Source organism: Pandoraea horticolens, from assembly GCF_902459555.1.
Lineage (GTDB): Bacteria > Pseudomonadota > Gammaproteobacteria > Burkholderiales > Burkholderiaceae > Pandoraea > Pandoraea horticolens.
In genome coordinates, this window is record NZ_CABPSM010000003.1 from 312715 (window position 1) to 337120 (window position 24406).

The window sequence follows — 24406 nt, forward strand, 5'->3', positions numbered from 1 at the left end:
TCCATTTACGCGAGCTTCCCGGTGTACTTTTCCAACGTGGCCCACGCCTCGTCACCAAACTTCTTGTGCCATTCGGCATAGAAGCCGGCGGCGCGGAGCTTCTCGCGGAATTGCTCGTTGTTCGGTGCGTTGAACACGAGACCCTTCTGCTTGAGTTCGGCCATGACGCCATCGTTGAGCTTGCGCACGTCGTCGCGTTGCGCCATCGCTGCCGCGTTCACGTTGGCGGTGACGATCGCCTGCAAGTCCTTGGGCAGCTTGTCCCATTTCTGCTTGTTGGCGAGGAACCAGAAGCCGTCCCACATGTGGTTCGTCATCGACACGTACTTCTGCACTTCGTACAGCTTGGCCGTGGTCAGCAGCGCGAGCGGATTCTCTTGCGCTTCGACGATGTGCGTCTGCAGGGCCGAATACACTTCGGCGAAGTTGATCGACGTGGGCGACGAGTCGAAGGCGCGGAACATCGACGTCCACAGCGGGCTCGTCGGCACACGGATCTTCAGGCCCTTGAGGTCGGCCGGCGAGTTGATCGGGCGGCTGCTCGTGGTGATCTGGCGATAACCGTTTTCCCAGATCTTGTCGAAGGCGAACACCGATGTCTTGGCGATCTGGCCGCGCACATGCGCACCGAGGTCGCCGTCCATCGCCGCCCACACCTGACCGTAATCCTTGAACGCGAAGCCCACGCCGGAAATTTGCGCCGCGGGCACCAGCGTGCCGAGAATCAGCGGCGAGAGCGTGAAGTAATCGATGGCGCCCGAACGGATCTGGCTCAGCATGTCGCTATCGGTGCCGAGCTGGTTGTTCGGGTAGATCTGGAAGTCGATACGGCCCTTCGATTGCTCCGCGATTTTCTGCGCCATCTCTTTGGCGCGAATGTTCATCGGATGGCTGATGGGGAGGTTGTTGGCGAACTTCAGCGTGAATTCCGCGGCGCGGGCCTGTGTCTGATACAACCCCGTGGCGGCAGCGGCCGAAGTGGCGGCCACAACCTTGATGAAGTGGCGGCGGTCCATATTGCTCATACTGCATGTCTCCTGATTATTGGTTTGGTGACTGCGTCTGATGCGCGAGGCGTGCGGACGTGTTGCCCTGCAACGCCCCGGCCAACTCCGAATGCAAGCGTGAGGCGGCTCGCAAGTGGCTTGGCTATCTTACGCAAGTCGAATGCCAGATCGCACCCCCAAGCGGGAAAACCCTTATCTCGTTAAGCACTCGTGACATCCCGCGTTTGGCGCGTCGCCTCGCTGCGCTTCCTTTTATTTGGCGGAATCTGCCGTGGCGGCACATCGGCGCTGCGAACGCCGTTTGCTGCATCCGCGAGGTGAGTCCGATCGGCGCCCGGATGCAGTGCGACACCTGTCGCATTTGTCGCCCGCCTTGCGACACCTGTCGCATGTGATCGGCGACAGCGATGCGACAGGTGTCGCATGCCACCGCGCCTGGCCGGTTGTGTTGCGGCACAGCAAATTCATTTCGTTTGGTGTGCATCCGAATTCACTTGATGCCGTAGTGGGTGCGGCTTTACGCTTACGTCAATCGCGAAAGCGCCACAAGCGCGAGCCTCGCAATCGAGCCGCAATGCGTCGTGGATGCCGTTAGCGTGTCATCGGCGTGAGGAGGTGCCCATGTCTGGCATCGAAATTGCTCACCGGAGTCTGGATGACCCCATTTTTCCGGAGACACTTCATGGTTGCTGCATGCCTTACCGGCTGGGCCCACTCCCAGTTCGGAAAACTCGATAACGTCGATGCCGAAGTCTTGCTGGCCGATGTCGCACAGGCGGCGCTCGACGACGCAGGCCTTGCGCCCGAGCAGATCGATTCCATTCACGTCGGCACTTTCAATGGCGGTTTCCTGTATCAGGACTTCCCGTCGTCGCTCGTTTTCAACCGAATTCCCGGACTGCGCTTCAAACCGGCCACGCGCTACGAGAATGCGTGCGCGACGGGTTCGGCCGCCGTGTACGGCGGACTGCAATCCATCGAAGCGGGCAAAGCCACGCACGTGCTCGTGATCGGCTTCGAGAAGATGACCGAGCTGGCGACGCCGCAGGTCGGCGAGGTGTTGCTCAAATGTTCCTACGCACGCGAAGAGGCTGACATTCCGGGCGGTTTTGCGGGCGTGTTCGGCACCATCGCGCAGGCGTACTTCGACCGCTATGGCGATCAGTCCGATGCCCTCGCACGCATTGCGGCGAAGAACCATCGCAACGGTACGGTCAATCCCTATGCGCACATGCGTCGCGACTTCGGTTACGACTTCTGCCGCAACGTCTCCGAGAAGAATCCGTTCGTGGCCGGGCCGCTCAAGCGTACCGATTGCTCGATGGTGTCGGACGGCGCCGCCGCGCTCGTGATCTCGTCTGCCGACGTAGCGCGCACGATGCCCAAGGCCGTCGGTTTTCGCGCGGCGGTGCAGGTCAACGACTACTTGCCGCTCTCGCGTCGTGATCCGCTGGCGTTCGAAGGCGGGCAGCACGCCTGGCGTCAGGCACTGGGCGTTGCCGGCGTCTCGCTGAAAGACCTGTCGCTGGTCGAGACGCATGACTGTTTCACCATCGCCGAACTCATCGAGTACGAGGCGATGGGGCTTGCCAAGCCGGGGCAGGGCGCAAACGTGGTGGCCGAGGGGTTGACCGAAAAGAACGGTCTGCTGCCGGTCAATCCGTCGGGCGGGTTGAAGGCGAAGGGTCACCCGGTCGGGGCGACAGGCGTCTCCATGCACGTCATGGCCGCCATGCAACTGACAGGGTCTGCGGGGGAGATGCAGATCCCGAACGCAAAGCTCGCGGGCGTCTTCAACATGGGCGGGGCGGCGGTGGCGAACTACGTGAGCATTCTCGAAGCGCGCTGATACGTTGCACGACAGTGTCAGGCAGGCTGCCCGGCGTTGGCCGGGCAAGACAGACAGCAAGACTGAGAAAGAAGAAAGAGGAGACGAGCGAAATGCTCAAGAAGGTCATGAATCTCGGCCGGCTGCTGGCCGACGTTGCCCGGCGTCATCCTGACGAACCCGGCGTGATCATCGGTGAGAAGGTCAGCACGTGGGGCGAGATCGACGCCCGCGTGAACGCCGCCGTCGATGCCTTGCGCAAGCTGGGTGTGCGCAAGGGCGACAAGCTGCTGGTGCATTCGCGCAACAACCTGCCTATCTTCGAGAGTGCGTGGATCGCTTTTCGGCTGGGCGCGGTCTGGGTGCCGACGAACTTCCGTATCACGGCACCGGAAGCCGCGTATCTGGGGCAATCGAGCGGCGCCTGCGTGATGATCTACGACGCGGGCTTCGAGGGGCATGTCGACGCTGTGCGTGCCGCGTCGCCGGCGTTGCGGCATGTCATTGCGCTCGGTGCGCCGCGCGCGGGTGAACTGCACTACGAGACACTCGTGGCCGAACACCTCGGCGCCCCCGGCTATGAGGCGGAAGTCGAGTACGAAGACCCGTTGTGGTTCTTCTACACATCGGGCACGACCGGCCATCCGAAGGCGGGCGTGCTCTCGCATGGGCAGATGGCCTTCGTCGTCACCAATCATCTGGCCGATCTGATGCCCGGCATCACTTACCGCAGCCGCTCGATGGTGGTGGCGCCGCTCTCGCACGGGGCGGGCATTCACGCCATCGTGAATACGGCACGCGGGGCGGCCAGCGTGCTGCTGCCGGGCGAGAAGATGGACGCGGAGCAGGTCTGGCAGGCCATCGAGCGTTATCGCGTCGACAACATGTTCACGGTGCCGACCATCGTCAAGATGTTGGTCGAAGACCCGGCCGTGGATCGTTACGACCATAGCTCGTTGCGCTTTGTGATCTATGCCGGGGCGCCGATGTATCGCGCGGATCAGAAATACGCGCTGCAAAAGCTGGGCCGCGTGCTGGTGCAGTACTACGGGCTGGGCGAGGTGACGGGCAACATCACGGTACTGCCGCCGTGGCTGCACAGCGACGACGACGACGCGCCCGACGCGCGCATCGGCACTTGCGGCGTGCCGCGCACCGGCATGGAGGTGGCGATTCTCGACGAGCACGGCGAGCGTCAGCCGCCGTTCGCCTCGGGCGAGATCTGCGTGCGCGGGCCGGCGGTCTTCATGGGGTATCACAACAATCCGGACGCGAACGCCAAGGCGTTCAAGGACGACTGGTTCCACACCGGCGATCTCGGGCATGTGGATGCGCAGGGTTTCCTGTACATCACGGGACGCGCCTCGGACATGTACATCTCGGGGGGCTCGAACGTCTACCCGCGCGAGATCGAGGAAGCGTTGCTTACGCACCCGGCAGTGTCGGAGTGCGCGGTGCTTGGCGTACCCGACCCCAAGTGGGGCGAGAGCGGGCTCGCGGTGGTGGTCGCACGGGAGGGCATGGCCACTCAGGCCGATGAACTGCTCGGACATCTCGAAGCGCGCATCGCCCGCTACAAGTGGCCGCGTCGCTTCATTTTCTGGAATGCCATGCCCAAGTCGGGCTACGGCAAGATCGTGAAGAAGCAAATCAAGACGATGCTCGAAGAGCAAGGAGACTATCGACTATGAAACCTGCGCTTTCACGGATCTATCGGCATGCAGGCGCCCCCACGTTACCCCGTGTGGAAGACTGCGTGTTGAGCGGGCAGCACGAACTGCGCGTGACGATCCGGTCTGGTGCGAATCTCGGAGAGGCCTTACGCGCGGCGTTATCCCGCTATGCGTATGGCGGCGGCGTCGGCCGCTTCTGCGCGGGCACCGCGCGAGGTCTGCGGTATCACATGATCGAGAACACCGCAGACACGGAGCGTCCCTTCGGTTATGGGGCGCCGGTCGACGAAACCCGGGAGGTGGATCTGATCGGCGGCGCGATCACGGTTGGCCGTACGGCCGACGGCGCCACGTTGTTGCATTGCCATGCGGGGTTTTCCGACCCGTGCGGCGAATTGCATGGCGGTCATTTGATTCTCGATCACACCTGGGCCGGAGACGAGCCTGTGGTGATTCGCTTGTGTCTGTTCGAGCACGGCGGCTACGTGACCGCAGACGACGACGAGACGCGCTTTCACCTGCTCCATCCCGTCGCCGGAGGTCTCTCATGAGTACAGCGCTGGATGTTCCGGTGGCCATCGAGAACGGCACGCTGGGCAGGTTGGTCGTGGCACGTCTCAAACCGAACCAGGATCTGACGGAGAGCATCGAGGCGCTGTGCGCGGAGCATGGCATCTCGCGTGCTATCGTGCGCGGCGCGGTGGGGAGTCTGATCGACGCACGTCTGGCGTTTCGCGCGGGTGACGGCTGGCGTGAGCAACTGGTGAGCGGCCCCGGCGTGGAAATCCTCAATGTGTTCGGCGAGGTGGATGTCCGGCCCGATGCCGCGCACGCGCTGCCCATGCTGCACGGCATGGTGGCGGACACGGAGGGACGCATGTTCGCGGGACGCTTCGTGCGTGGCGGCAATCTGTCGTTCATCACTATCGAAGTGACGTTGCAGGAGTGGTTGCCGGCGTAGGGGCAGCCAGCGGTGTTCCGCGCGAGACCAATGGGGAGTCCGAGGACTCCCCATTTTTCAATGAGGCTGTGTGGTGGTTTCGTTGTCGCTTCGCAAGAAGGATTCGATCGCGGCGACCAGTGCGAGAGGCGTCTCATTCATCGGATAGTGACCGGCGTTGCCGAGGACTTCGACGCTGGCGTGCACATAGCGTCGCAAGTACGTCTGCGTCATGAGTGCGGCGTTGAACGTCGGGTCGTTTTCACCAACCAGCACCTTGACCGGCAGCGTGCTTTGAAGCGCATCGCTGAAGTCCGTGTCGGCCCAGGCGCGGAAATAGGCCGCGAAGGCCAGCGCGGAAGAATGCGCCGCCGAGTATTGCGCCTTCCATGCAATCCATGACGGCGGCAGGCGAAAGCCTGTGCTGCGCGCAATGATCGTCTTGCGCTGGCTCAGCGATGTTGCCGCGCCTTCGAACAGCGCGCGCCGGGTGGCGTCGAACGGTACGCCGCCGCAGGGCACCGGGGCGACGGGCACGAGCTTGCGTATGCGGTGAGGGGCGAGGGCCGCGACCTTCTCGATGGCCATGCCGCCCATCGAATGGCCGATCAGGCTGAAGGTGGACAGACCGAGGGCATCGGCCAGATCGATGGTGTCCTGCGCGATCTCGGCGATCGTATAGGCGCCGGGGGTGTCGCGCATGCCGCCGTAACCACGGTAGTCCATAAAGAGGTAACTGAACTCGTCATGCGACAACCACGGCTCGCACACATGAAAGGAACGAGCGTCGCCGAACCAGCCGTGCAGCACGATGACAGCGTGCGGGCCGTGACCGGCGCGGTGATAAGTATTGGGCATTTCGACTCCGGGGGCAGGCGTTGAGACATCCGGCGCACGCGATGGCGGCCGGATAACGACGCCAATCGTAGTGACACCGTGGGGTGCCCGCTGCCGATGCCGGGTCATTGTCTGTAGAATTCAGGCCATGCGAAATACGCTGATCGATCCCTACGAACATCTGCCGCGAAGCGTGGTGGTCACGGCCAACGACTACCCGGCGGGACTTACATTTCCTGAGCATGCCCACGCGCGCGGGCAATTTGCGTTCGCGTCGCGAGGCATGATTACGATGTCGACGCCGCAGGGGCGGTGGTTCGTGCCGCCGCAACGCGCTTGCTGGGTGCCCGCCGGCGTCTCGCACGCCATGACGATGAGCGGTCCCGTGACCATGCTCAATACCTTCGTGACGCCGCATGCCTCGGGGGCCGCCGGTTTGCCGGATCGCTGCTGCGTATATGGGGTCTCGCCATTGCTCAGGCAGTTGCTGGAAGACGCCGTTGATCTGCCGCCGATGTATGACGAAGACGCGCGCGACGGCAAACTCATGGCGCTGCTGATTGCCGAGATGGCCGCGATGCCGCGTCTGTCGTTACATGCGCCGCTGCCTGACGATGCGCAGCTCGCAAGCGTTTGCCGGGCGGTATTCGTTGCGCCCTCGATGGCGACAGGTCTCGACGAGGCGGCGGCCATGGCATCGATGAGCCGTCGCACATTCACGCGCCGGTTTCGTGAGCAGACGGGCGTGAGTTTTGCCGAATGGCGTCAACAGGTCTGTCTGCTGGCCGCGATTGCGCGGCTGAACGACGGGCAGCCCGTGACGCGTGTCGCGCTCGATCTGGGGTATGGCAGTCCGAGCGCGTTCACGGCGGCGTTTCGCCATGTGCTGGGCGCGGCGCCCAGCCGGTATCTCGCGGGGTCGGATTGAGCGTTGGCGATCTGCCAGACCCATCGGGATGTCCCGGATGAGTGCGTCCCGATGGGTTTGTTTGTGCCGTCGCGTGTGAGGTCTCGGGTTAAGGAACCGTAGGCTGCACCAGTCCGTCTTCACGGAACATGTGTTTGATGCCGCGTACCGCCTGACGAATGCGCGACTCGTTCTCGATCAACGCGAAGCGCACGTATTCGTCTCCGTACTCTCCGAAGCCGATACCTGGCGAAACCGAGACCTTGGCCTGCGCAAGCAGCTTCTTGGCGAATTCGAGCGAGCCGAGCGCGCGGTACGGTTCCGGAATGCGCGCCCAGATGTACATCGACGCGCGCGGCAGATCGACCGCCCAGCCGGCTTCCGTCAATCCTTTGTAGAGCACATCGCGGCGGCGCTGATACTGGGCGCGAATCTCTTCGACGCACTGCTGATCGCCCTCAAGTGCGGCGATGGCCGCGACCTGCAAGGGGGTGAACGTGCCGTAGTCGTGATAGCTCTTGATGCGGGCGAGGGCGGCGACCAGATCGGCATTGCCGACCATGAAGCCGATGCGCCAGCCGGCCATGTTGTAGCTCTTCGAGAGCGTGAAAAATTCGACGGCCACGTCCTTCGCGCCAGGCACCTGCATGATAGAGGGCGCCTTGTAGCCGTCGTAGACGATATCGGCGTAGGCCAGATCGTGCACCACGAGAATGTCGTGTTTGCGCGCCAGGTCGACCACGCGTTCGAAGAATTCGAGTTCGACGCACTGTGCCGTGGGGTTCGACGGGAAGCCGAGAATCACCATCTTCGGCTTCGGATGGCTCTCGCGAATGCCGCGCTCGAGTTCGGTGAAGAAGTCGATGCCGGGTGTCATCGGCACGGAGCGGATGTTCGCGCCCGCGATGACCGCGCCGTAGATGTGGATTGGATACGACGGATTCGGCACGAGCACCGTGTCGCCCTGATCCAGCGTGGCGAGCATCAGGTGCGCGAGACCTTCCTTCGAGCCGATGGTAACGATGGCTTCGCGCTCGGGATCGAGGTCCACGTCATAGCGATCCTTGTACCAGCGCGTGATCGCGCGGCGCAGACGCGGAATACCGCGCGAGGTTGAGTAACCGTGCGTGTCGGGGCGTTGTGCGACTTCGACGAGCTTGCTGACGATATGCGGCGGCGTCGCGCCATCGGGATTGCCCATCGACAGATCGATGATGTCCTCGCCACGGCGTCGCGCCGCTATCTTCAGCTCGGCGGTGATGTTGAAAACGTAGGGGGGAAGGCGATTGATGCGCGTAAAGCTGCGCGAGCTCTGGGAGCTGGACATGGCAATCCTGGAACGTAAGCGCCCGGAACCGTCCGAGCGACGCCGGTGTGCTGGCCACACCGTGACGGCGACTTTAGCGCGGCGCACCCCCTTAGGCAAGCGTTTTTTTGCGCGACGCGGCGCGGAATCCGTCGGTTATGATGGGCGCCTCTTGAGTTTGGGCATACGAGGAGTTTCGATGGCGTATCTGTACCTGCTGGTGGCGATCGTGGCGGAGGTGATTGCGACGTCGGCGCTCAAGGCATCGGAGGGATTCACGCGCGTCGGGCCGGTGGCGCTGGTCGTCGTGGGTTACGGCGTGGCGTTCTACATGCTCTCGCTCACGCTGCGCACGATCCCCGTGGGCATCGCCTACGCGATGTGGTCGGGGCTGGGCATCGTGCTCATTTCGATAGCGTCGCGCGTGCTCTTCGGGCAGAAGCTCGATGCGCCCGCCATGGTCGGCATGGCGCTCATCGTCGCGGGTGTTCTGGTGATGAATCTCTGGTCGAAATCGTCCGCACATTGACGGGCGTTGCCGTTACACGTCCGTCTCGGCTTCGGCCAGCACGGCCTTGAGCGCAGAGATGCAGGTGTCGATCTCGGCACGTTCGATGACGAGCGGCGGTGCGAGACGCAACACCGTCGCACGCGTTTCCTTCGCCAGCACGCGACGGCGCAGCATGCGCAGGGAGAGGTCGTGCGCGCCGGCGCGTGCCGGATCGATTTCGATGCCGGCCCAGAGGCCGCGTCCTCGCACTTCGCGAATGAGGGGCGAGTGTATCGCGTGCAGTCGCGAGAGCAGGTATTCGCCCATTTCGGCACTTCTTCCCGGCAGGTCTTCGTCGGCCATGACGTCGAGCGCTTCCAGCGCGACGGTGGCGGCCAGCGCGTTGCCGCCGAAGGTCGAGCCGTGGCTGCCGGGCTCGAGCAGGTCGATGATGTCGCGTCGTGCGACGAAGGCGGACACGGGCAGCAGGCCGCCGCCGAGGGCTTTGCCCAGCATGACGCCGTCGGGCACGATGTTCTCGTGTTGATAGGCGAACCAGCGGCCGGTACGCCCGAGTCCCGATTGGATTTCGTCGAGCAGCATGAGCACGTTTTGTTCCGTGCAGAGCTGACGCAGGGCGCGCAGGAAACCGTCGGGCGGCAGCACGATGCCGCTTTCGCCCTGAATCGTCTCGAAGAGTACGGCGCAGGTGTTGGGCGTGATGGCGGCGCGCACCGCCTCGATATCTCCGAAGGGAACGCGGACGAATCCCGGGGCGAAGGGGCCGAAGTCGGCGCGATAGGCGGGTTCGGAGGAGAAGCCGACGAGGGTGGTGGTGCGTCCGTGGAAATTGCCGTCGGCGACGATGATTTCCGCCTGATCTGCGGGGATGCGTTTGACGCTGTAGCCCCAGCGACGGGCGACCTTGATCGCCGTTTCGACGGCTTCCGCACCGGTGTTCATGGGCAGTGCGCCACCGAGTGTGGTGAGGTCGCACAGACGTTCGAGAAGGGCGCCAAGCCGGTCGGTGTAAAAGGCACGGGAGACGACGGCGAGGCGTTGTGCCTGAGCGGTGAGCGCGGCGACCAGGCGCGGATGCGCGTGGCCGTGGCTGACGGCGGAGTAGGCGCTCATCATGTCGAGATAGCGATTGCCCTCGACATCCCAGACCCAGACGCCTTTGGCGTGCGAAAGCACCACAGGCAGCGGTGCGTAGTTATGGGCGCCAAAGCGTTGTTCGCGTTCGATTTCGTTCATGACGCGCTCCTCCACGCAAGTAGTCTAGATGCGAACGGGATGGAGCGCAAAGGGGGCATATCCTGAAGTGACCCCAATGAAATTGGCATGCGCGTGCGCTATAATTGCGGATTACTCGGATGTGATGCGCGAATGGCTGCGCAGGCAATTGCGATTCAAGCGCTTCATCACCTTCATCACATCGAGACCCGCCGGCAGCGACGCTCGGTCGCCGCCATCACGCACTGCCCATAGCTCAGTTGGATAGAGCATCGGCCTTCTAAGCCGACGGTCGGGGGTTCGAATCCCTCTGGGCAGGCCAGTAAAATCCAAGGGCCTACGGTTGCCCGGTTCCATCGAGTCGCGTGTTCATCACACTTTCATCACAGTGAGGACACATGGCGACTATCCGGAAGCTTGGCGCGAAGTGGCAATGCCAAGTGCGCAAGAAGGGGCACCCGCCTCGTACTCAGTCCTTCAGTACCCGGGCAGATGCCGCCCAATGGGGGCGTGAGCTTGAAGCGCAAATTGATCGCGGACAGTTCCTCCCTCCGCCTGTGCACGGCGAGATTCTGGCGGCGTTGCTTGACCGCTACTGTGCTGAGGTATCCCCGACGAAGCGGAGCGGCAAGAGTGACCTCGGTCGGGCTAGGACGATCAAGCAGACCCTCGGCGCATACAGTCTTCCCGCGCTATCCCCGGCTGTGTTGGCTGAGTATCGGAACATGCGTCTGCGTGCAGTCGGTCCGCAGACCGTGATCCATGAACTGAACCTCATAAGTCGTGCTTTGCGGCACGCCGTATCGGAATGGGGTGTCGCGTTGGCTGCGGGAATCCCAACGGCGCTGGTCAGGAAGCCGCAGAAACCTCCCGGCCGAACTCGTAGGGTGACGGAGACCGAAATGGCGGCAATCGGCCGTGCATCGCATTCTGCGGTGCTTGGGCTTGTCATCCGGTTTGCGGTCGAGACGGCAATGCGGCGCGGCGAAATCGCGGGGTTGTGCTGGGAGCATGTTGATCTACAGCGACGCACCGCGCACCTCCCGCGCACCAAGACGGATGTACCTCGCACCGTTCCTCTCTCGTCTGGAGCTATTGCTGTGCTGAAGGGAATCGGTCCGCGTGAGGCTGGCCTTGTGTTCGGGCTTGCTGCTGATTCGATTACGCAGGCATTCGACCGTTCGTCGGCCCGTGCTCGAAATCTGTATGTGGGCGAGGGCGGAGCGAGTCCGGGATACCTGACGGACATTCGCTTCCATGATTTACGGCACGAGGCGACGAGTCGTCTGTTCGAGCGGGGTCTTGCGATGATGGAGGTCGCAGCAATAACAGGCCATAAGACTCTCTCCATGTTGCAGCGGTACACACACTTGCGAGCGGAGGACTTGGCTAAGAAGCTGGGGTAGCGCCAGTTCTCGTCTGAGAATATTGACACACTTGCGTGCGGATTATGTCTCGGTATTCTGATCGGACAATCGTCACGTGACGGGTGGCGTAATCTCATATCGACAGCCGTATCGCTCAGGGCTTTGAAGTCCCACGCGGAACTTGGTCGTTTTCACGCCGACCATGCAGAAGTGTGACACGGCAATGTCTCTCTATCGCTTCTATGCGAGGGAGGGCGTTGCCCTATGGCGACCATCAGACGACGTGTCAGTCCCGCCGGGAAGATTAGCTGGACTGCGATGATTCGACGCAAAGGCTTCCCGGCACTATCGAAAACATTCCCCTCTAAAACGCTGGCGAAGCACTGGGTAACGGTGACGGAAGCTTCGATGATTGCCGGTACATTCATCGACCCACGCCCGGCGCAGGCTGCGATTCTGCGTGACCTATTCATCAGGTATCGAGACGAAGTTACCCCGAGTAAGCGTGGCCGTGCGGCAGAGACAGTCCGCATCAACTGGTTCATTCAACAGCCCATTGCTCAGTACAGCTTGGGGAACCTGAAGCCACCCGTGATTGCAGCTTGGCGTGATGCACGACTTCGCACGGTCACAGGGAGCACTGTGAATCGCGACATGAATCTGTTGGGACATGTGCTGGAGGTCGCCCGTAAGGAATGGGGTCTGCACATTCCCCTGAACCCCGTACACGATGTACGTCGCCCGCAGCACAACCCTGCCCGTGATCGCCGGTTAATGCCGGGAGAGGAGGCGCGACTTTTGGCCGCGTGCCGGTCGGGGATTGGTGACTTCCTGTTTCCTGCTGTTGTGCTCGCCCTTGAAACCGGTATGCGGCGGGGTGAAATCATCGCTTTGGACTGGAGGAAGATTGACACGGAGCGGTGCATAGCCCGCTTGGAAATGACAAAGAACGGGGAGAGGCGGGACGTACCTCTGTCCAGCCGTGCCGGCGAAGCACTGAAGTCGGTAAAGACTCCGCACGACGGGCCGGTATTCAAAGGCTGGACGGCCAACGCATTCCGCCTTGCGTACATACGAGCCGTCGCCCGTGCCGGGATTGCCGATCTCACGCTCCACGACTTGCGACACGAAGCTATCAGTCGCATGTTTGAGAAGGGGCTGTCCATGATGGAGGTAGCTGCCATCGCAGGTCACAAAACACTCGCGATGCTGAAGCGGTATACGCATCTCCGCGCCGAAGATCTGGCAAAGAAGCTGGGCTAACCGGGGGACTACAGATGGCAAGCATTGTTGAAATCAAACGAGGCTTCGGCGTGCGTTGGAAAGGGGTGGTTCGACGTGCAGGCGTGCCAACGCAAGTCGCATATTTCGACGTAAGGGATGATGCGGAGGAGTGGGTGCGTGTAGTTGATAACGACGCCCGCGAGCGGCAGAACGAGATCAAGCGACAGCAAGCACTGGACGCATTGCGCGAACGCAGTCGTAATGAGCATCGCACGTTCGGCGACGTACTTCATCGCTATTTGATAGAAATCGTGCCGCATAAACGTGGGGCCGATGTAGAAGCCACTCGTATCAAAGCGTTCTTGAAAACTCCGATCAGTAAGATATTGGTCGAAAGCCTGACGCAAGCGCACTTCGCGGCGTGGCGGGATGCCCGGTTGCGTTCGGTTGGCGGTTCGACAGTCAACAGGGACTTAACGATTCTCTCCCATGTAATTCGGGTTGCTCGCGCCGAGTGGGATGTGCAACTTTCCCGGAACCCATTGCACAACTTCCGCAAACCGAAATCGAATCCGCCCCGAGAACGCAGGCTCTCACCGGACGAAGAAGTTGCCCTACTCAATGCCTGTGCTGAAACGCGTAACCGGCACGTCGTCCCGGTCATTGTCCTTGCCTTGGAAACAGCGATGCGGATGGGGGAAATCGTGCATCTCGATTGGTCTCGCATAGATCTGGAGAGGCAATCGGCCTATCTAAGCGAGACTAAAACAGGAGTGCCTCGTGGCGTTCCGCTATCCACGCGGGCAGTTGAAATATTGGTACGTCTCGGGGTCAGAAATCGCGGACGGGTTTTCCGAGGGCTAACGGAGAATGCATTAAGACACGCGTATGCACGTGCGGTTGAACGGGCAGGCATTAAGAACCTGACGTTCCATGATCTCCGACATGAAGCAACCAGTCGTATCGTGGAAAAAGGGCTAACCATGCTGGAGGTTGCAACGATCACCGGGCACAAAGATCTACGCATGTTGCAGCGGTATACCCACCTGCGCACGCAAGACTTAGCCAAGAAACTGGGGTAACCGACAAGCACAGGATTCGTTCACGGTGAAACTACTTCCAGCAACGAGACGAGCGGACAATAAGCGCATGAAACACATGCAGGTTGTTGTCATGCAACGCGGCCCTCAGATGCTCTACGCTTATGGTGGGTTCGTTGCGGCTTTCGTCCCCGGACGGGGGTACATGATGCGGGATGATTGGCTGTCGCCCAGCGTGAAACGCCGGGTGCTGGAGTGGGCACATCCCGAAGCGCCGGAGGTGATTAACGCTAGGGCAATTATGGACGCGGTGAATCCGCCTAGCTGTTACGAATGGCCTAAGCGGCAGAATGAGGAGGAGTGATCACCGGCCATCGGAGTGCAAGCCCCGATGGCCCACTCGCTTAGGCGCGATGATCGTATTGTGTGGCCGGACCTACTACGACCAGTGCATGGCCTTTAGGAACATGAGCCCGATTGCCCCGCCAGCGGCAAACAGCCCCACGCCGACAACCAGCATCCGCCAGTCACCGATAGCATCCCATCGGCTGTATGCATTCTCGGACTCGCGGGCATCCAGCAAACGCGCCTGTTCATCGACTAGGCGCATCGTCACCGCCCGGATCTTCATGATGTCGGCATGTACGGGATCAGGTTCGTCAGAAGTCATGGCTTAGCATGGGGCGATGGGATGAATTGGTTCATTGTACGTCGCGGGAACAGCAAGGGCGGTTCTCACCGCCCCCGAGCTTTGTCAATCACACTCCCATCGCACCGTACAGCAGGCAATCCGGAACCATGAAAAGGTGCCCGCACCAGTGGTCCCCTGCATTGCCGTGCCGTCCAGTAACATCCCACTCGCTCTGAGGATTGCAACCGGGTAGCCGCATTGTCACCTGTTCCCACGACTCGGCGTCCGGCGTATATGCAACGAACTCGGCGAGTAGACCGTCCCGCGTCCACACGGGGGCACCTTGCACGGCGGAAGCTAGATCGAACGCACGCAAGTCGGTTGCCCGAGGCGTCCCTGCCCCGGCGTCGGACATAGCGTCATCAAAGCCCATCAGGAATACTTCGCCGGTGCCATCGTGCGCGTCCTTGGCGGCGGCGCGATACGCCCTCATTGATATCGAGCTGGCATTGTCGAAGGTAGCGGGGACGTACCGGCGAACCGCGCTACCGGGCAGCGCGGTGACGTGACGCGGCCGGGTGTAATCCGGTGCAAGCTGATCTTGCCAGTGCAAGAACGCGGCACGTCCGGCAGAGTACGAGTTCAGACGGACGGGAAGGTTTGCGATGTTGAAGCTCGCGATTTGCATGGTGCGGTTTCCTTGTGCTTTAAAAGAAACCCGCAACCCGTCGCCAAACGGGTGGGCGGGCACGCGGCAGGGTTGGCGAACCGGCGCACAAGGGAACCGGCAGGGGCGGACCCCTCCCCACCGTGGCCCGCCCATAGGAGGCGCATGGTGTACGGACGAAACAAGTCATCTGGGCGTGCGACCGCCCAAAAGAAAACCGCCTGAGATTTGCACGAATACGCTATCTCAACGGCGGCTGTCCGCCTTGTGCATTGCCGGGTCGCCAAACCCAGATCACGGTTGTCTGCGTGATGAGAGAAGTTTACGCGGCGGACAACCTCTCGTCAATTGATACCACCCCCGTCGCAACCGGGAATTCCATGTGCCCAAGGCGCGATATCGGTACGAGATAAATTGATGGCAAGATAGACACCCGGAAAAATGGAAATTAGGACAGTGAAATGGCTGTGAGCTTCGGTCTTGCAAAGAAAATCATAGATCATCCGACCTACAATCTAGGCCTCGCACTTCCGTTTGTGGCGGCATTCTACTTGCTAAACGACACGGAGCCAGTTGTGCTACCGCTAATCGGGTATGTGTTCAGCGAGCAAGTGTCCGATGTACTGAAAATCATTGGGGTGGCGTTCTATTACGCGGTCTTCCTAATGTTCTTTGTGCTCGCGGGGGCGCTGTCCCATATGACATCGATATCGAAGCTCTACTTCGCGTATCCGATCATGGTCATAGTTTTAACATTCGTAGCGTGGATCACTGACAGTGGGGCACCTAAGTTCAATCTGCTTTTTACTATCCTAGCCGTCGCTTATCTCGTGTTTTCCAAGGTGGATGAAGGCAACGTTTCACTCCTATTGGTGGGCGCGGTTGGCACTCTGGTTTCGTTGCTGTGCTTTGTCGCCGGCGTTTTATGGTTTGAGGAACACTACATATTTCAATCTGTTATCGCCGACCTCTTTGGGTTTAAGGGGCTCGCGCCGGAATCTCTGAAGATCGGATGGCCGATGTTGATTACGCTCGGTTATGTACTCTATTTCGCTATTTTCCAAACAAGTGAACTTTGGGGCGATCTCACTGCGTAAGTTTGACAGACGACCGAAATAGGCCGCTTTCTCACTACCGGCGGCGGGGCCGTCACAAGCTGGTCGTAGGCGCGGATCACCTTCAGGTGGAAGGCCGGGCTGATCCACATTGCGTAGGCGTAGACCAGTTCCTTGACGACGAACGTGCCGGGTACAGTTCCCCCGCGTTGGCTGTCAACCGGGGCAAACCGGGGATCGCCGGTTAGCTCCGTCACCAACTCGGCGGAGGTGGGAAGGCGCATGAACTCATTTGGAGCATGGCGTTTCATGCCACCCGCCGCCCGGTGAAGGTCATTCAGGCAGTACCGGCCCTCGGCGTCCTGACGGATACCGATGCCGGAAAGGACAAGGGCAGTCATGCTCGCCCCGCCCCGGTCAAGCGACCGGTCTGCATCCGAGGAGCTAGAGCAGCGACCATCGCGTCGAACGTCGGGAAGCCCAAGGCACGGGCTGCGCGTGCTTACAAAACGGCGTGCAGCTATGGGCATGGGTATTTGAGCCGACCGGAATGCAGGAGGAGAAGCCCGCCGTGGCGGGCTTCCCGTCATTGCTCTGCTGCCAACGAATTGCTCAGGGCCGTGCCGAACACGGTATTCGACCCCGGCACCAACCGCCACATAGACCGAAGCTGCTTGTGGTAGTCGACCGGATCAGTCTTGCCCGGAAGGTGCCCCAGCGTTGCGCCTAGCGCCGTCGTACCCGCAGCCCCCGCCCCCCGCCCGATGTTCTGGAGGAAGCCGATTGCTGCGACCGGGCTGCTGCTGCCGTACGTCTGCCCACCAAAGATCGTATGCCCGAGGTCGAGGGTGTCAGGCAACAGGCCCGCCATGTTCACCATGACGGCTACGCCGGTCGCCAACTTGATACCGGACAGGTTGTCGTCCAGATACTCCTGCTTCTTCTGGGCGTCCATCCCGACCGTGTTGGCTTGTACCTTGGCGTAGTACAGCATCGCGCCCCATGCCGTCGCCATCGTGAACCCGATTGCCGCGTGACCGTCACCGATGAATACGTTGCGGGCGAACTGCTTCTCAGCAGCCGTGACGCCAAAGCGGCGGAACTGCCCGATCAACTTCCCGAACTCCGACTCAGTAGCCCAGCGAGGGGTTTCACCAATCAAGGCGCGTTGCAGTACCTGCCAAGTGGCGCGGTGCAGTGAACCAATGAAAGCGTCCGCCGCGTACTGGTCGTCCCATTTGTCGAAGTTGATACCGTCACCCTTCTTCCGGCCGCCGTCGTGCTTCTCCATCTGCGTGCGGATACGGTCGATGTCCTGCGGCAAGATGCCCATGTCAGCGAGGCGCGCATCGGTGATGTGCCCCTTACCGTCACGAACCTTTGACCAAAGCTCTTCCGTCAGAATAGGAAGAAAGCCGCGATGCATAATCTTCCCGACCAGATTCATGCCGGACAACGTACCCACTGCGCTAGCTGATCTGTCCGCCAAGCGGTTCAGCGTACTACCTTCGGCAAGCACCGTTTCCGGCTTGAGGGCCGAATTGGTTGTCTGGTCGATGTGCATACGATGGTCGAGGCCGAGAGCACTCCCTGCGTATTCATGAAGAGTCTTCTTGATACCCGGCCCGGCGCTGTCGAAAATACCGGTAAACAGCGAGCGGAAGAAACCACCAACGCCAACCGCCGTAACAATCGCTCCGGCATCCGCTGCCCCGTTAAAGCCCAACTTACCCATCATCGTGACATACGCCCCGGTCTGGAGCAGCTTCGATGCACCGTGCTCCTGATTGTTCAGGTTGCCCTGAAGCGAGCGGATCAGGAAATGGATGTTGTCCACGTCCTGCGGCGTCGCACCGTCCTGACGCAACGCATCCAGCAGTGCATCGACGTGCTGCGGGTCACGCAGGTTGCGCTTGGCGAGGGCGATGTTGCCCGACCATTTGGCGGCACTACCATTGACCATGCGTCCGATATCGGTGTCGATGTAGTCGAGCATGCGGACACCGCCCTCGGTATCGAGCAAATCGAACTCCGTGCGGGTACGATCCTTGATTACGTCCGTCAGACGCTGCTTGAACTCGGTTGCCATTTCCGACGACACCTTCGTACCGCGCCAGTCCTCCAGCAACAGGTCGGCGGCCACCGCACCGAAGTGGTTGTCGGCACCATCGATCCGCGACTGCGGGTCTTTCATGGTCTGGTTCAAGTAGTGGTCAACCATGCGCCCGGCCTTCTCCGAGGCGGATGCACGCAGTTCCGCCAGTGCTTCCGGCGTGTGCGGGCCGGTCGCCAGCATATTTTCCAGCGCTGGGCCAACGACCTTTGCTTCGTACTGGCGACGCAGGATTGCCTTGAACGCATTGAACTTCGGCACGTCGTTGACGTACAGGTCGTTCAACGCCCGGAAGTCCCACTTGTACGGCATGTAGCCAACCCAGCCGCCGCCGTGGATGCCATCGCTTTGCGCGTCACCGACTGCCTTACCGTTCTCGGCCAGCGTACGCCAGTAGCCGTCGAGCGCGCCCGCGTACTCGCGTACAAGCGGGTCAGCCGTGGAGACGTATTCCGTGCCCGCCTGGACTGCTGCCCGGTGCTTCAGTCGTTCTTCCGCAATCAGCTTCCCTACGCGCTTCTGTGCCTCCTCGCCCATACCGACCGTAGCGGCAGCCAACTCCTTCGGCGTGAACAGCTTTGGCCAAATGCGCCCGTGGATTTCGAAGAATGGCCCCTTAAACGAGTGATTCAGAATCTCCCGCTCAATTGCAGCCGTCGAGGCGAACTGGCGATTGGTGCCGTCTGCGGACTCTCCAAGCCATGCGGCCCACATACGGACACCTTTGCTCTTGGACTGAGACAACTTCAGGCCCACGCTATCCGCGATGTCACCAAACATCTTGTAGGCCTTGGTGTTACGTACGACGTTATCGTAGTAGCCCTCTGCCCGCGCACGCATCTTGGCCGTGGCCTCCGGGCGCACCTCTTGCCAGTCGTCCATTTGCTTCTTGAACTCCTGAGCAAGCGCTGACCGCACAATGTCGTCACGCACCGGGGCGCTGTTGCGTACACCCGTTGCGGCGGTGTCGTGCAGCGGCGTGTCGATCAGGGTGTCAGCCAAGCCCACAGCCTTGAGCAAGGCATTGGTCTGGTTCGCGGTGATACCCAGCAGGCTACGGATCAGGTCAACCGCCTTGGTCAGCAGGTGCTCGCCTTTCGACTTCATTGCGGCCAGATGGTCGATGAACTCAGACTTACCGCTGTACAGCCCGGCTACGAACTCATCGACGTTCGACAGGTAATACCGGGTCTTCGCGTCGTTGCCCTTGTAACCGGATGCCGCTTCAGCGCGCAGCTTCTCCAGTTCCCCGGCGATCTTGCCGTGGACCGAGGCCGGGTTCGCCTTACCGAACTCCAGCTTCTTCACCGTGGCCGCGTGTGCCAACTCATGCAGCAGCACGTCGTCGCCGGCCTTGCCTCCGAGCGACACCGCGTGAGTCTTCGGGTTGTACGCGCCGGTTGCCGAGTCGTCGGCACGGCGGACAACAGACACGTCACCACGCAATTGCTCGTGTAGGCGTCCGGCCAGTCCCTGCACCATCGGGTCAGTCGTACCGGCTGCCATGCGCGCCAGTTCCGCCTTACCGGATGCCCCGGCCACGGTGGGCGTCTCGCTTTGTGACAGGGCGCGTTCCTCGCGGCGGATAGCCGGGATTGCCTCGTCCGTCATCGATCCCAGCGCACGGCGAACCGCTGCGGCCATCGGCGTCTGCGCGGTCTGCGGCGCGTCCACCGCTGCCCGGTCACGGCGCAACGCGGCAAGCTGGGTTTCGATATCCGAGAGGCGCTGATGCGACTTGGCCGCCTCAGCATTCTGTTCGATGAACTGCGACAAGCGTTCGACCTTGGCTTGGTGCTCGGCGGCGTACGCTTGCACGTCGGAAGTGGCCTTAGCCTGTGCTTCCTTGAACTTCATACCGCCCGCTTGGTAGTTCCGGGTTAGCGCCTTGATATCCGCCTCGTCCGGCGTCGAACCGGCCAGCACCGCGAGTTCGTCGCGGGCCGATGCAATCGCTCCCTTGTCCGCACCCTTCGCCGCCGTTGCGAGGTGCTGCGTACGTTCGGCCTCCAGTGTCGCAACATCCGCGTCGAGCACGTCAGCGAGGCGGCGTGCGCCCGGTTCGACTACATCGGTCATACCGGCACGACGCGGCCGGAAATCCGTGAGCATCGCCACGGGGTCGGCAGCGTACACACCGCCGTTCGGCAGCGGGCCACGAACATCAATAGCCCCTGCTTCACGGACACCGCGCTCGGCGGTGTCCATCGCGGCCTTGGCTGCACCCGCAACGGCGGGATCGTCCTTGGGCACCGGTGCACCGCCAAAGCGGTTAGCAAGCAAGTGACCGCCCGCGCCCAGCGCTGCCCCAACGATGGACTGCTGAAGTACGCCCGACCAGTCCATATCCTGATTGTTGGATGCGCGGATCGCCATTTCGATTGCGCCGTTCTCTGCGCCAGCCAGTGCAGCCGAGCCGAGAACACCGCTGCTCATTTGAACACCGGCACGGGCTGCTATTGCGGAGCGCGCTGCGGCGACTGCGCCGCCAGTACCCATAGTGGCGAGAATGACGGCGGGGTCGCCCATGCCAGCCGCAAATTGCGCAGTGGTAGCGCCGACCCTCTCCCAGCCCTGTACCGCTGCGGCGCGGTTCTCGAATTCCGCCCGTTCAATGGCCCAGCCCATGCGGCGACGCCATTCAGTTTCGCTACCCGCCCCGAGGACATAGTTACGCAGGTCGTCATTTGCCCACACTTGCGGGGTTTGCTCGCCCATCGCACGGCTTTGGTCGGGCGTGATCGTCCAATTCGGATCGTCAGCCTCGCGGCTGAAAATGTCCTTGAGTCGGCCGGTAATACCGCCCCACACGGCGGCCTGTACGAATGCCTCACGCGGATCAACGTGTTTCGTCGTCTGGTCTGCGACCTGCGCCCAACTTGATTGCTCGGCCTTCACGGTAAGCGTCGTGTCACCGGCCCCGGTCACTTGATCGAGCACGCTGCGCTCGCCAATCGTGCCGTCAGCCATTTGGCGGAACAGGCCGGACACAGCTTGCGACATGGCGAGTTTCTGGCCGACCTTCGTCTGCTTACCGGACGCCGGGGGCGGTGCTTCGCCGCCCAGCACCTTCGGCACGTACGCGTTCGTCTCGTCGTTGTTCCAACGGTCACGACTCCAGCCAGCGCTGTATGCGCGCAATGCGTCCGGCAGATTGCCGAACTGGCGCAGATTCTCCGACATGACTTCACGGTGAATTGTCAGGGCGTCGCCAAAGTCGGAAGGATTCAGCGTACGACCGACGCGGGTCTGCACTGCGAGCAACGTGTCCGGCATAACTTGCACGTAGCCGCGTGCGCCCTTGTTCGAAACAGCGTTCGGGTTCCATTCACTCTCGACGCCGATCTGCCGGGCAGTCGTGCCACGCGGAATACCCAGCGCGTCGTCGTTTGCTTGTGCTTTGTCGAGTTGATCTTGAGTCGGCAGAAATGCCATGTAGTTCTCCAGAGTGGAATAGGCGTCGTCCGACGGGCCGATAGGGACCGTGCTGGGAGACGCGGATTAAGGGGAGGGGGGGCGTGTCGCTGAGGTAGTGGGCGACGGACGGGGTATTGCTATGGAGGGATGGGTGTTACGGTCGGCGGGATTGAATGAACGCCGAGGCCATTGCCGCACCCTCGGGCAGAAACGGATTTCTACTCAGGATCTCGGCAGTGCGCGTTCGCAACGCCAGGTGATCGGCCGCAGTCTGCCTAACGCACTCCTGCAACTCGCGAAGACTTTTTGCTATGCGAGCGGGACGCACCGACGACTCACGCTCCGCCAAGTCCTCCGGGGCGCACTGACTTAGAGCCTTCGCATCCGCCGCAATAAACTGCCCGATGGAGATTCCGCGAAGGGCCAGCACTGCGATTAGGGGGACATCAGCGCCTGCGATCCGAATGCAAAGATCGTTGTGGGGTTTGCCCGTTGCGGCCCGCTCGCGACGACGGTACTTGTACAGCCGTCCGTCGAGTTTGCAACCCGCCGCGAGAAATTCCGTAGGACTCTCCCGCTTGGTTCGGGTGAGTGCGCGCTTAATGTCCGTCGCGGCGGCCACCGTCGAACCGTCTTTGCCATGTTCCGCGAGGATACGCTGCACCTCTGTTATGGATTTTTGAGACATGGGCTTGCTGAATCGCTTCGACGAAAGTGGAGCGGGCAGTCCCATGCGCTTAGCGACGAGGATAGCCAGTTCAGCGTTGTTGAGGCGACAGTGCTCCGGGCATTCACACAACATTGATGCAAGCTCGATCTCCCAGCCGGTCGAGCCATCGTCCTCCCAGACCCACCCGAATGCTTTCACGGTTTTTCCGTGTGATTCCGCATAGCGTTCGACCGACTCCGTCGCCTCCGCCAACATTCCCCGACACGCACTGACGGCCGTGTCCCTCAATCGAGCCTCGTCTGCGGCGACTGCCGCCTTCAGTTGGTCTTGCGTAACCACGCATCTAGCATCATTAGGCTGAATTTCACCCCCGCGAAACATGGAGAAATCGCCAATAGTCGACCCGTGGGAGGGGGCTAGGCTTGGTTCTGCAATGGCTAATTCAGATTTTTTCATAAGCTGATCCGTACCGACCGGTTGGGAGCCGGTCAGTACGTTGGTACTCCTTTCAGTGATGGATTTTCAGATCAGGGCGCAGTAATTCGCCAGATTGACGGCGAGCACCTTGCCTAATAGCCCTACCAACCGGCAGCCGCCAACAGCGCTTGCATGCCCGGATTTCTCTCTGCGAGCCGGAATAGGTCCATTGGCGGCATGAGTCGTAAGTCCGGGCAATTGAAGGCACAAGTAGGCGGCTCGCAGCCGAAATGGTCGGGCGTGAACGGTGACGGGGTGAGGCGTCGATGGCCCGGTGCTGACCAGACAGCCGCATCGCAACGGGCAGAAAGCCCGCCGGTCGGGGTAGCCGTCCCGTGCCAACGTGTGTCAGCCCCAACGCCGTCCCATTGGCCCGCAGTGAAGTGGGCACGTTCGCCTGTTCGCTCGCGGCGCACGGTCTCGAGATGCGAGAGCCAGCCGCCGAGACTACGTTTCGCGGGCCACGGAAAGGCCCTGTTGCAGTTATCAAGCCGGATGGGACGACGAACCAACTGGCAGTCGTAGCAAGCACAGTCTCGGACACGCCGCCGGGTGGAGCCGCACTTGCGGCACGTCTTGCCGCTGAACCACGACCGTCCGTTAAGCAGGGCATCTATCCGGTCTGGGTACATGGTCTGCTGGCGGAGTGCTAGGGCGAACGCGTGATCCCGACGGGCCGCGTCTCGATGCTGGCGGGTCAACACCTTCGCAAACGGGACTACTTGATGAAGTGCGAACTGGCCGGACGCTTTCCGTTTGCTACCGGCAGGCGAAGTCATTGCCCGCTGGAATCGACTTGAGGCTCTAGGAGTGCTCTGCGTCCTGCCGCGTCCGGTCGCGAGTGGCCGCCGCCCGCTTGGCGCACGTTCAACGTCTCCGGCAAACGTTTGTACTTGCGCATGCTCCGCTCGGTTACGCGAACCGCCGTGAGTAGGCAGGACTTCTCGATGTCAAACAGCCCGTTCGAGCATCCGCCACCGAGGTATGTCAGCGAGCCCGCGATTTCGTCGGCCGTCCACGGGTTCGGGATTGCCGGGCTGCTTGATCCCACGACCTTGCAAAGCTCGGCGCGTCGGGTCTGGTACTTCGCAACAAACTCGTGGCGCTCAGGTGTGGTCAATGAGGGCCATGCGTCCTGTGCGTCCCGGATCATCTGACCCAGTTCGTGTTCCAAACGCTTCCGTTCAACGGCACTTGATGATGCAGGCTCCGGCACGCGCTCCTCGCAGGCGCGACATACCATGCTGCTACTTGCATCGTCGTAGTACACGGCCCCGAATTCCCTATCGCGCCTGTGCGACTTGTCTACGGTCATCCTCCATCTGCGCTCGAACTGGCCCACGGTGCGGAAGCAGTCCGCGCACCTATCGTCCTGCCGCTCCCGGATACGCTCCTGAGCGTCCCTTTCGCGGTCGTGCTGAGTTGGCTTGCCGGGGAACTCTCGACCGTCCACGCCTCGGATGTAGTTCTTTGCTCGCATGGTCATTCTCCCGTGTGGCATTGTGCGCCCGGCTTACGGCC

General features: G+C 61.5%; 21 protein-coding genes and 1 tRNA gene. 12 read left to right on the forward strand and 10 right to left on the reverse strand.

The genetic code is table 11. The annotated features are described in order from the left end of the window. Positions 1-5 precede the first annotated feature (5 nt). The gene (locus PHO31112_RS08060; protein WP_150620021.1) at positions 6-1025 is read right to left on the reverse strand and encodes a TRAP transporter substrate-binding protein; all 1020 of its coding nucleotides are present in this window, start codon (positions 1023-1025) and stop codon (positions 6-8) included. Positions 1026-1689: 664 nt separating this feature from the next. Here PHO31112_RS08060 and PHO31112_RS08065 point away from each other — a divergent pair. The 4 genes from PHO31112_RS08065 (at position 1690) to PHO31112_RS08080 (ending at position 5469) form a co-directional block, all read left to right on the forward strand. Beyond that, a complete protein-coding gene (locus PHO31112_RS08065; protein WP_150620022.1) occupies positions 1690-2856 on the forward strand; it encodes an acetyl-CoA acetyltransferase in 1167 nt (388 codons plus the stop codon). Between the two features lie 62 nt (positions 2857-2918). Continuing rightward, positions 2919-4526, forward strand: coding sequence for an acyl-CoA synthetase (locus PHO31112_RS08070; protein ID WP_281355087.1), 1608 nt, complete (start codon positions 2919-2921; stop codon positions 4524-4526). Next, positions 4523-5059 (forward strand): PPC domain-containing DNA-binding protein, encoded by a 537-nt coding sequence (locus PHO31112_RS08075; RefSeq protein ID WP_010806982.1) that lies wholly within the window; start codon positions 4523-4525, stop codon positions 5057-5059. Before PHO31112_RS08070 ends, PHO31112_RS08075 begins: the two co-directional genes overlap by 4 nt. Next, the gene (locus tag PHO31112_RS08080) at positions 5056-5469 is read left to right on the forward strand and encodes a PPC domain-containing DNA-binding protein (protein ID WP_150620023.1); all 414 of its coding nucleotides are present in this window, start codon (positions 5056-5058) and stop codon (positions 5467-5469) included. The genes PHO31112_RS08075 and PHO31112_RS08080 overlap by 4 nt, the downstream gene beginning before the upstream one ends. 57 nt (positions 5470-5526) lie before the next feature. Here the strand turns inward: PHO31112_RS08080 and PHO31112_RS08085 are convergent, their stop codons facing one another. Further along, positions 5527-6306, reverse strand: a complete 780-nt coding sequence (locus PHO31112_RS08085; protein WP_150620024.1) for an alpha/beta fold hydrolase — start codon at positions 6304-6306, stop codon at positions 5527-5529. Positions 6307-6433: 127 nt separating this feature from the next. Here PHO31112_RS08085 and PHO31112_RS08090 point away from each other — a divergent pair, with 127 nt between their 5' ends. After that, positions 6434-7213 carry an AraC family transcriptional regulator gene (locus tag PHO31112_RS08090; RefSeq protein ID WP_150620025.1) on the forward strand — a complete coding sequence of 260 codons (780 nt, stop codon included), beginning with the start codon at positions 6434-6436 and terminating at the stop codon, positions 7211-7213. 88 nt (positions 7214-7301) lie between these two features. On the opposite strand, the gene alaC is transcribed toward PHO31112_RS08090, so the two are convergent. Continuing rightward, positions 7302-8519 carry an alanine transaminase gene (alaC, locus tag PHO31112_RS08095; RefSeq protein WP_150620026.1) on the reverse strand — a complete coding sequence of 406 codons (1218 nt, stop codon included), beginning with the start codon at positions 8517-8519 and terminating at the stop codon, positions 7302-7304. A 178-nt stretch (positions 8520-8697) separates the two neighbouring features. On the opposite strand from alaC, the gene PHO31112_RS08100 reads away from it, so the two are divergent. Then, positions 8698-9027, forward strand: coding sequence for a DMT family transporter (locus PHO31112_RS08100; protein ID WP_150620027.1), 330 nt, complete (start codon positions 8698-8700; stop codon positions 9025-9027). Positions 9028-9039: 12 nt separating this feature from the next. On the opposite strand, the gene rocD is transcribed toward PHO31112_RS08100, so the two are convergent. After that, the gene (gene rocD / locus PHO31112_RS08105) at positions 9040-10245 is read right to left on the reverse strand and encodes an ornithine--oxo-acid transaminase (protein ID WP_150620028.1); all 1206 of its coding nucleotides are present in this window, start codon (positions 10243-10245) and stop codon (positions 9040-9042) included. 224 nt (positions 10246-10469) lie between these two features. On the opposite strand from rocD, the gene PHO31112_RS08110 reads away from it, so the two are divergent. The 5 genes from PHO31112_RS08110 (at position 10470) to PHO31112_RS08130 (ending at position 14219) form a co-directional block, all read left to right on the forward strand. After that, positions 10470-10546, forward strand: a tRNA-Arg gene (locus PHO31112_RS08110). A gap of 403 nt (positions 10547-10949) precedes the next feature. Continuing rightward, a complete protein-coding gene (locus PHO31112_RS08115) occupies positions 10950-11630 on the forward strand; it encodes a site-specific integrase (protein ID WP_343042722.1) in 681 nt (226 codons plus the stop codon). A gap of 225 nt (positions 11631-11855) precedes the next feature. Beyond that, complete coding sequence (locus PHO31112_RS08120) at positions 11856-12854, forward strand: site-specific integrase (protein WP_150620030.1); 999 nt, start codon at positions 11856-11858, stop codon at positions 12852-12854. Positions 12855-12868: 14 nt separating this feature from the next. Next, positions 12869-13897, forward strand: a complete 1029-nt coding sequence (locus tag PHO31112_RS08125; RefSeq protein WP_150620031.1) for an integrase — start codon at positions 12869-12871, stop codon at positions 13895-13897. A 67-nt stretch (positions 13898-13964) separates the two neighbouring features. Beyond that, positions 13965-14219 carry a hypothetical protein gene (locus tag PHO31112_RS08130; protein ID WP_150620032.1) on the forward strand — a complete coding sequence of 85 codons (255 nt, stop codon included), beginning with the start codon at positions 13965-13967 and terminating at the stop codon, positions 14217-14219. 75 nt (positions 14220-14294) lie between these two features. Here PHO31112_RS08130 and PHO31112_RS08135 read toward each other — a convergent pair whose 3' ends face one another. Together PHO31112_RS08135 and PHO31112_RS08140 are read right to left on the reverse strand one after the other, a co-directional pair. Next, positions 14295-14525, reverse strand: a complete 231-nt coding sequence (locus PHO31112_RS08135) for a hypothetical protein (protein ID WP_150620033.1) — start codon at positions 14523-14525, stop codon at positions 14295-14297. A gap of 88 nt (positions 14526-14613) precedes the next feature. Beyond that, positions 14614-15174 (reverse strand): hypothetical protein, encoded by a 561-nt coding sequence (locus PHO31112_RS08140; protein WP_150620034.1) that lies wholly within the window; start codon positions 15172-15174, stop codon positions 14614-14616. Positions 15175-15614: 440 nt separating this feature from the next. Between PHO31112_RS08140 and PHO31112_RS08145 the strand changes: the two genes are divergently transcribed. After that, the gene (locus tag PHO31112_RS08145; protein ID WP_150620035.1) at positions 15615-16250 is read left to right on the forward strand and encodes a hypothetical protein; all 636 of its coding nucleotides are present in this window, start codon (positions 15615-15617) and stop codon (positions 16248-16250) included. Here the strand turns inward: PHO31112_RS08145 and PHO31112_RS08150 are convergent. The 4 genes from PHO31112_RS08150 to PHO31112_RS08165 all read right to left on the reverse strand — a co-directional run bounded on the left by PHO31112_RS08150 (position 16199) and on the right by PHO31112_RS08165 (position 24365). After that, positions 16199-16609: a KilA-N domain-containing protein gene (locus PHO31112_RS08150; protein WP_150620036.1), complete on the reverse strand. Its 411-nt coding sequence runs from the start codon at positions 16607-16609 to the stop codon at positions 16199-16201. The genes PHO31112_RS08145 and PHO31112_RS08150 overlap by 52 nt on opposite strands. A gap of 185 nt (positions 16610-16794) precedes the next feature. Then, positions 16795-21756 carry a transglycosylase SLT domain-containing protein gene (locus tag PHO31112_RS08155; protein ID WP_150620037.1) on the reverse strand — a complete coding sequence of 1654 codons (4962 nt, stop codon included), beginning with the start codon at positions 21754-21756 and terminating at the stop codon, positions 16795-16797. A 136-nt stretch (positions 21757-21892) separates the two neighbouring features. Further along, the gene (locus tag PHO31112_RS08160; protein WP_150620038.1) at positions 21893-22864 is read right to left on the reverse strand and encodes a hypothetical protein; all 972 of its coding nucleotides are present in this window, start codon (positions 22862-22864) and stop codon (positions 21893-21895) included. Between the two features lie 796 nt (positions 22865-23660). Continuing rightward, on the reverse strand, positions 23661-24365 hold the full coding sequence (locus PHO31112_RS08165; protein WP_150620039.1) for a hypothetical protein: 705 nt from the start codon (positions 24363-24365) through the stop codon (positions 23661-23663). Positions 24366-24406 lie beyond the last annotated feature (41 nt).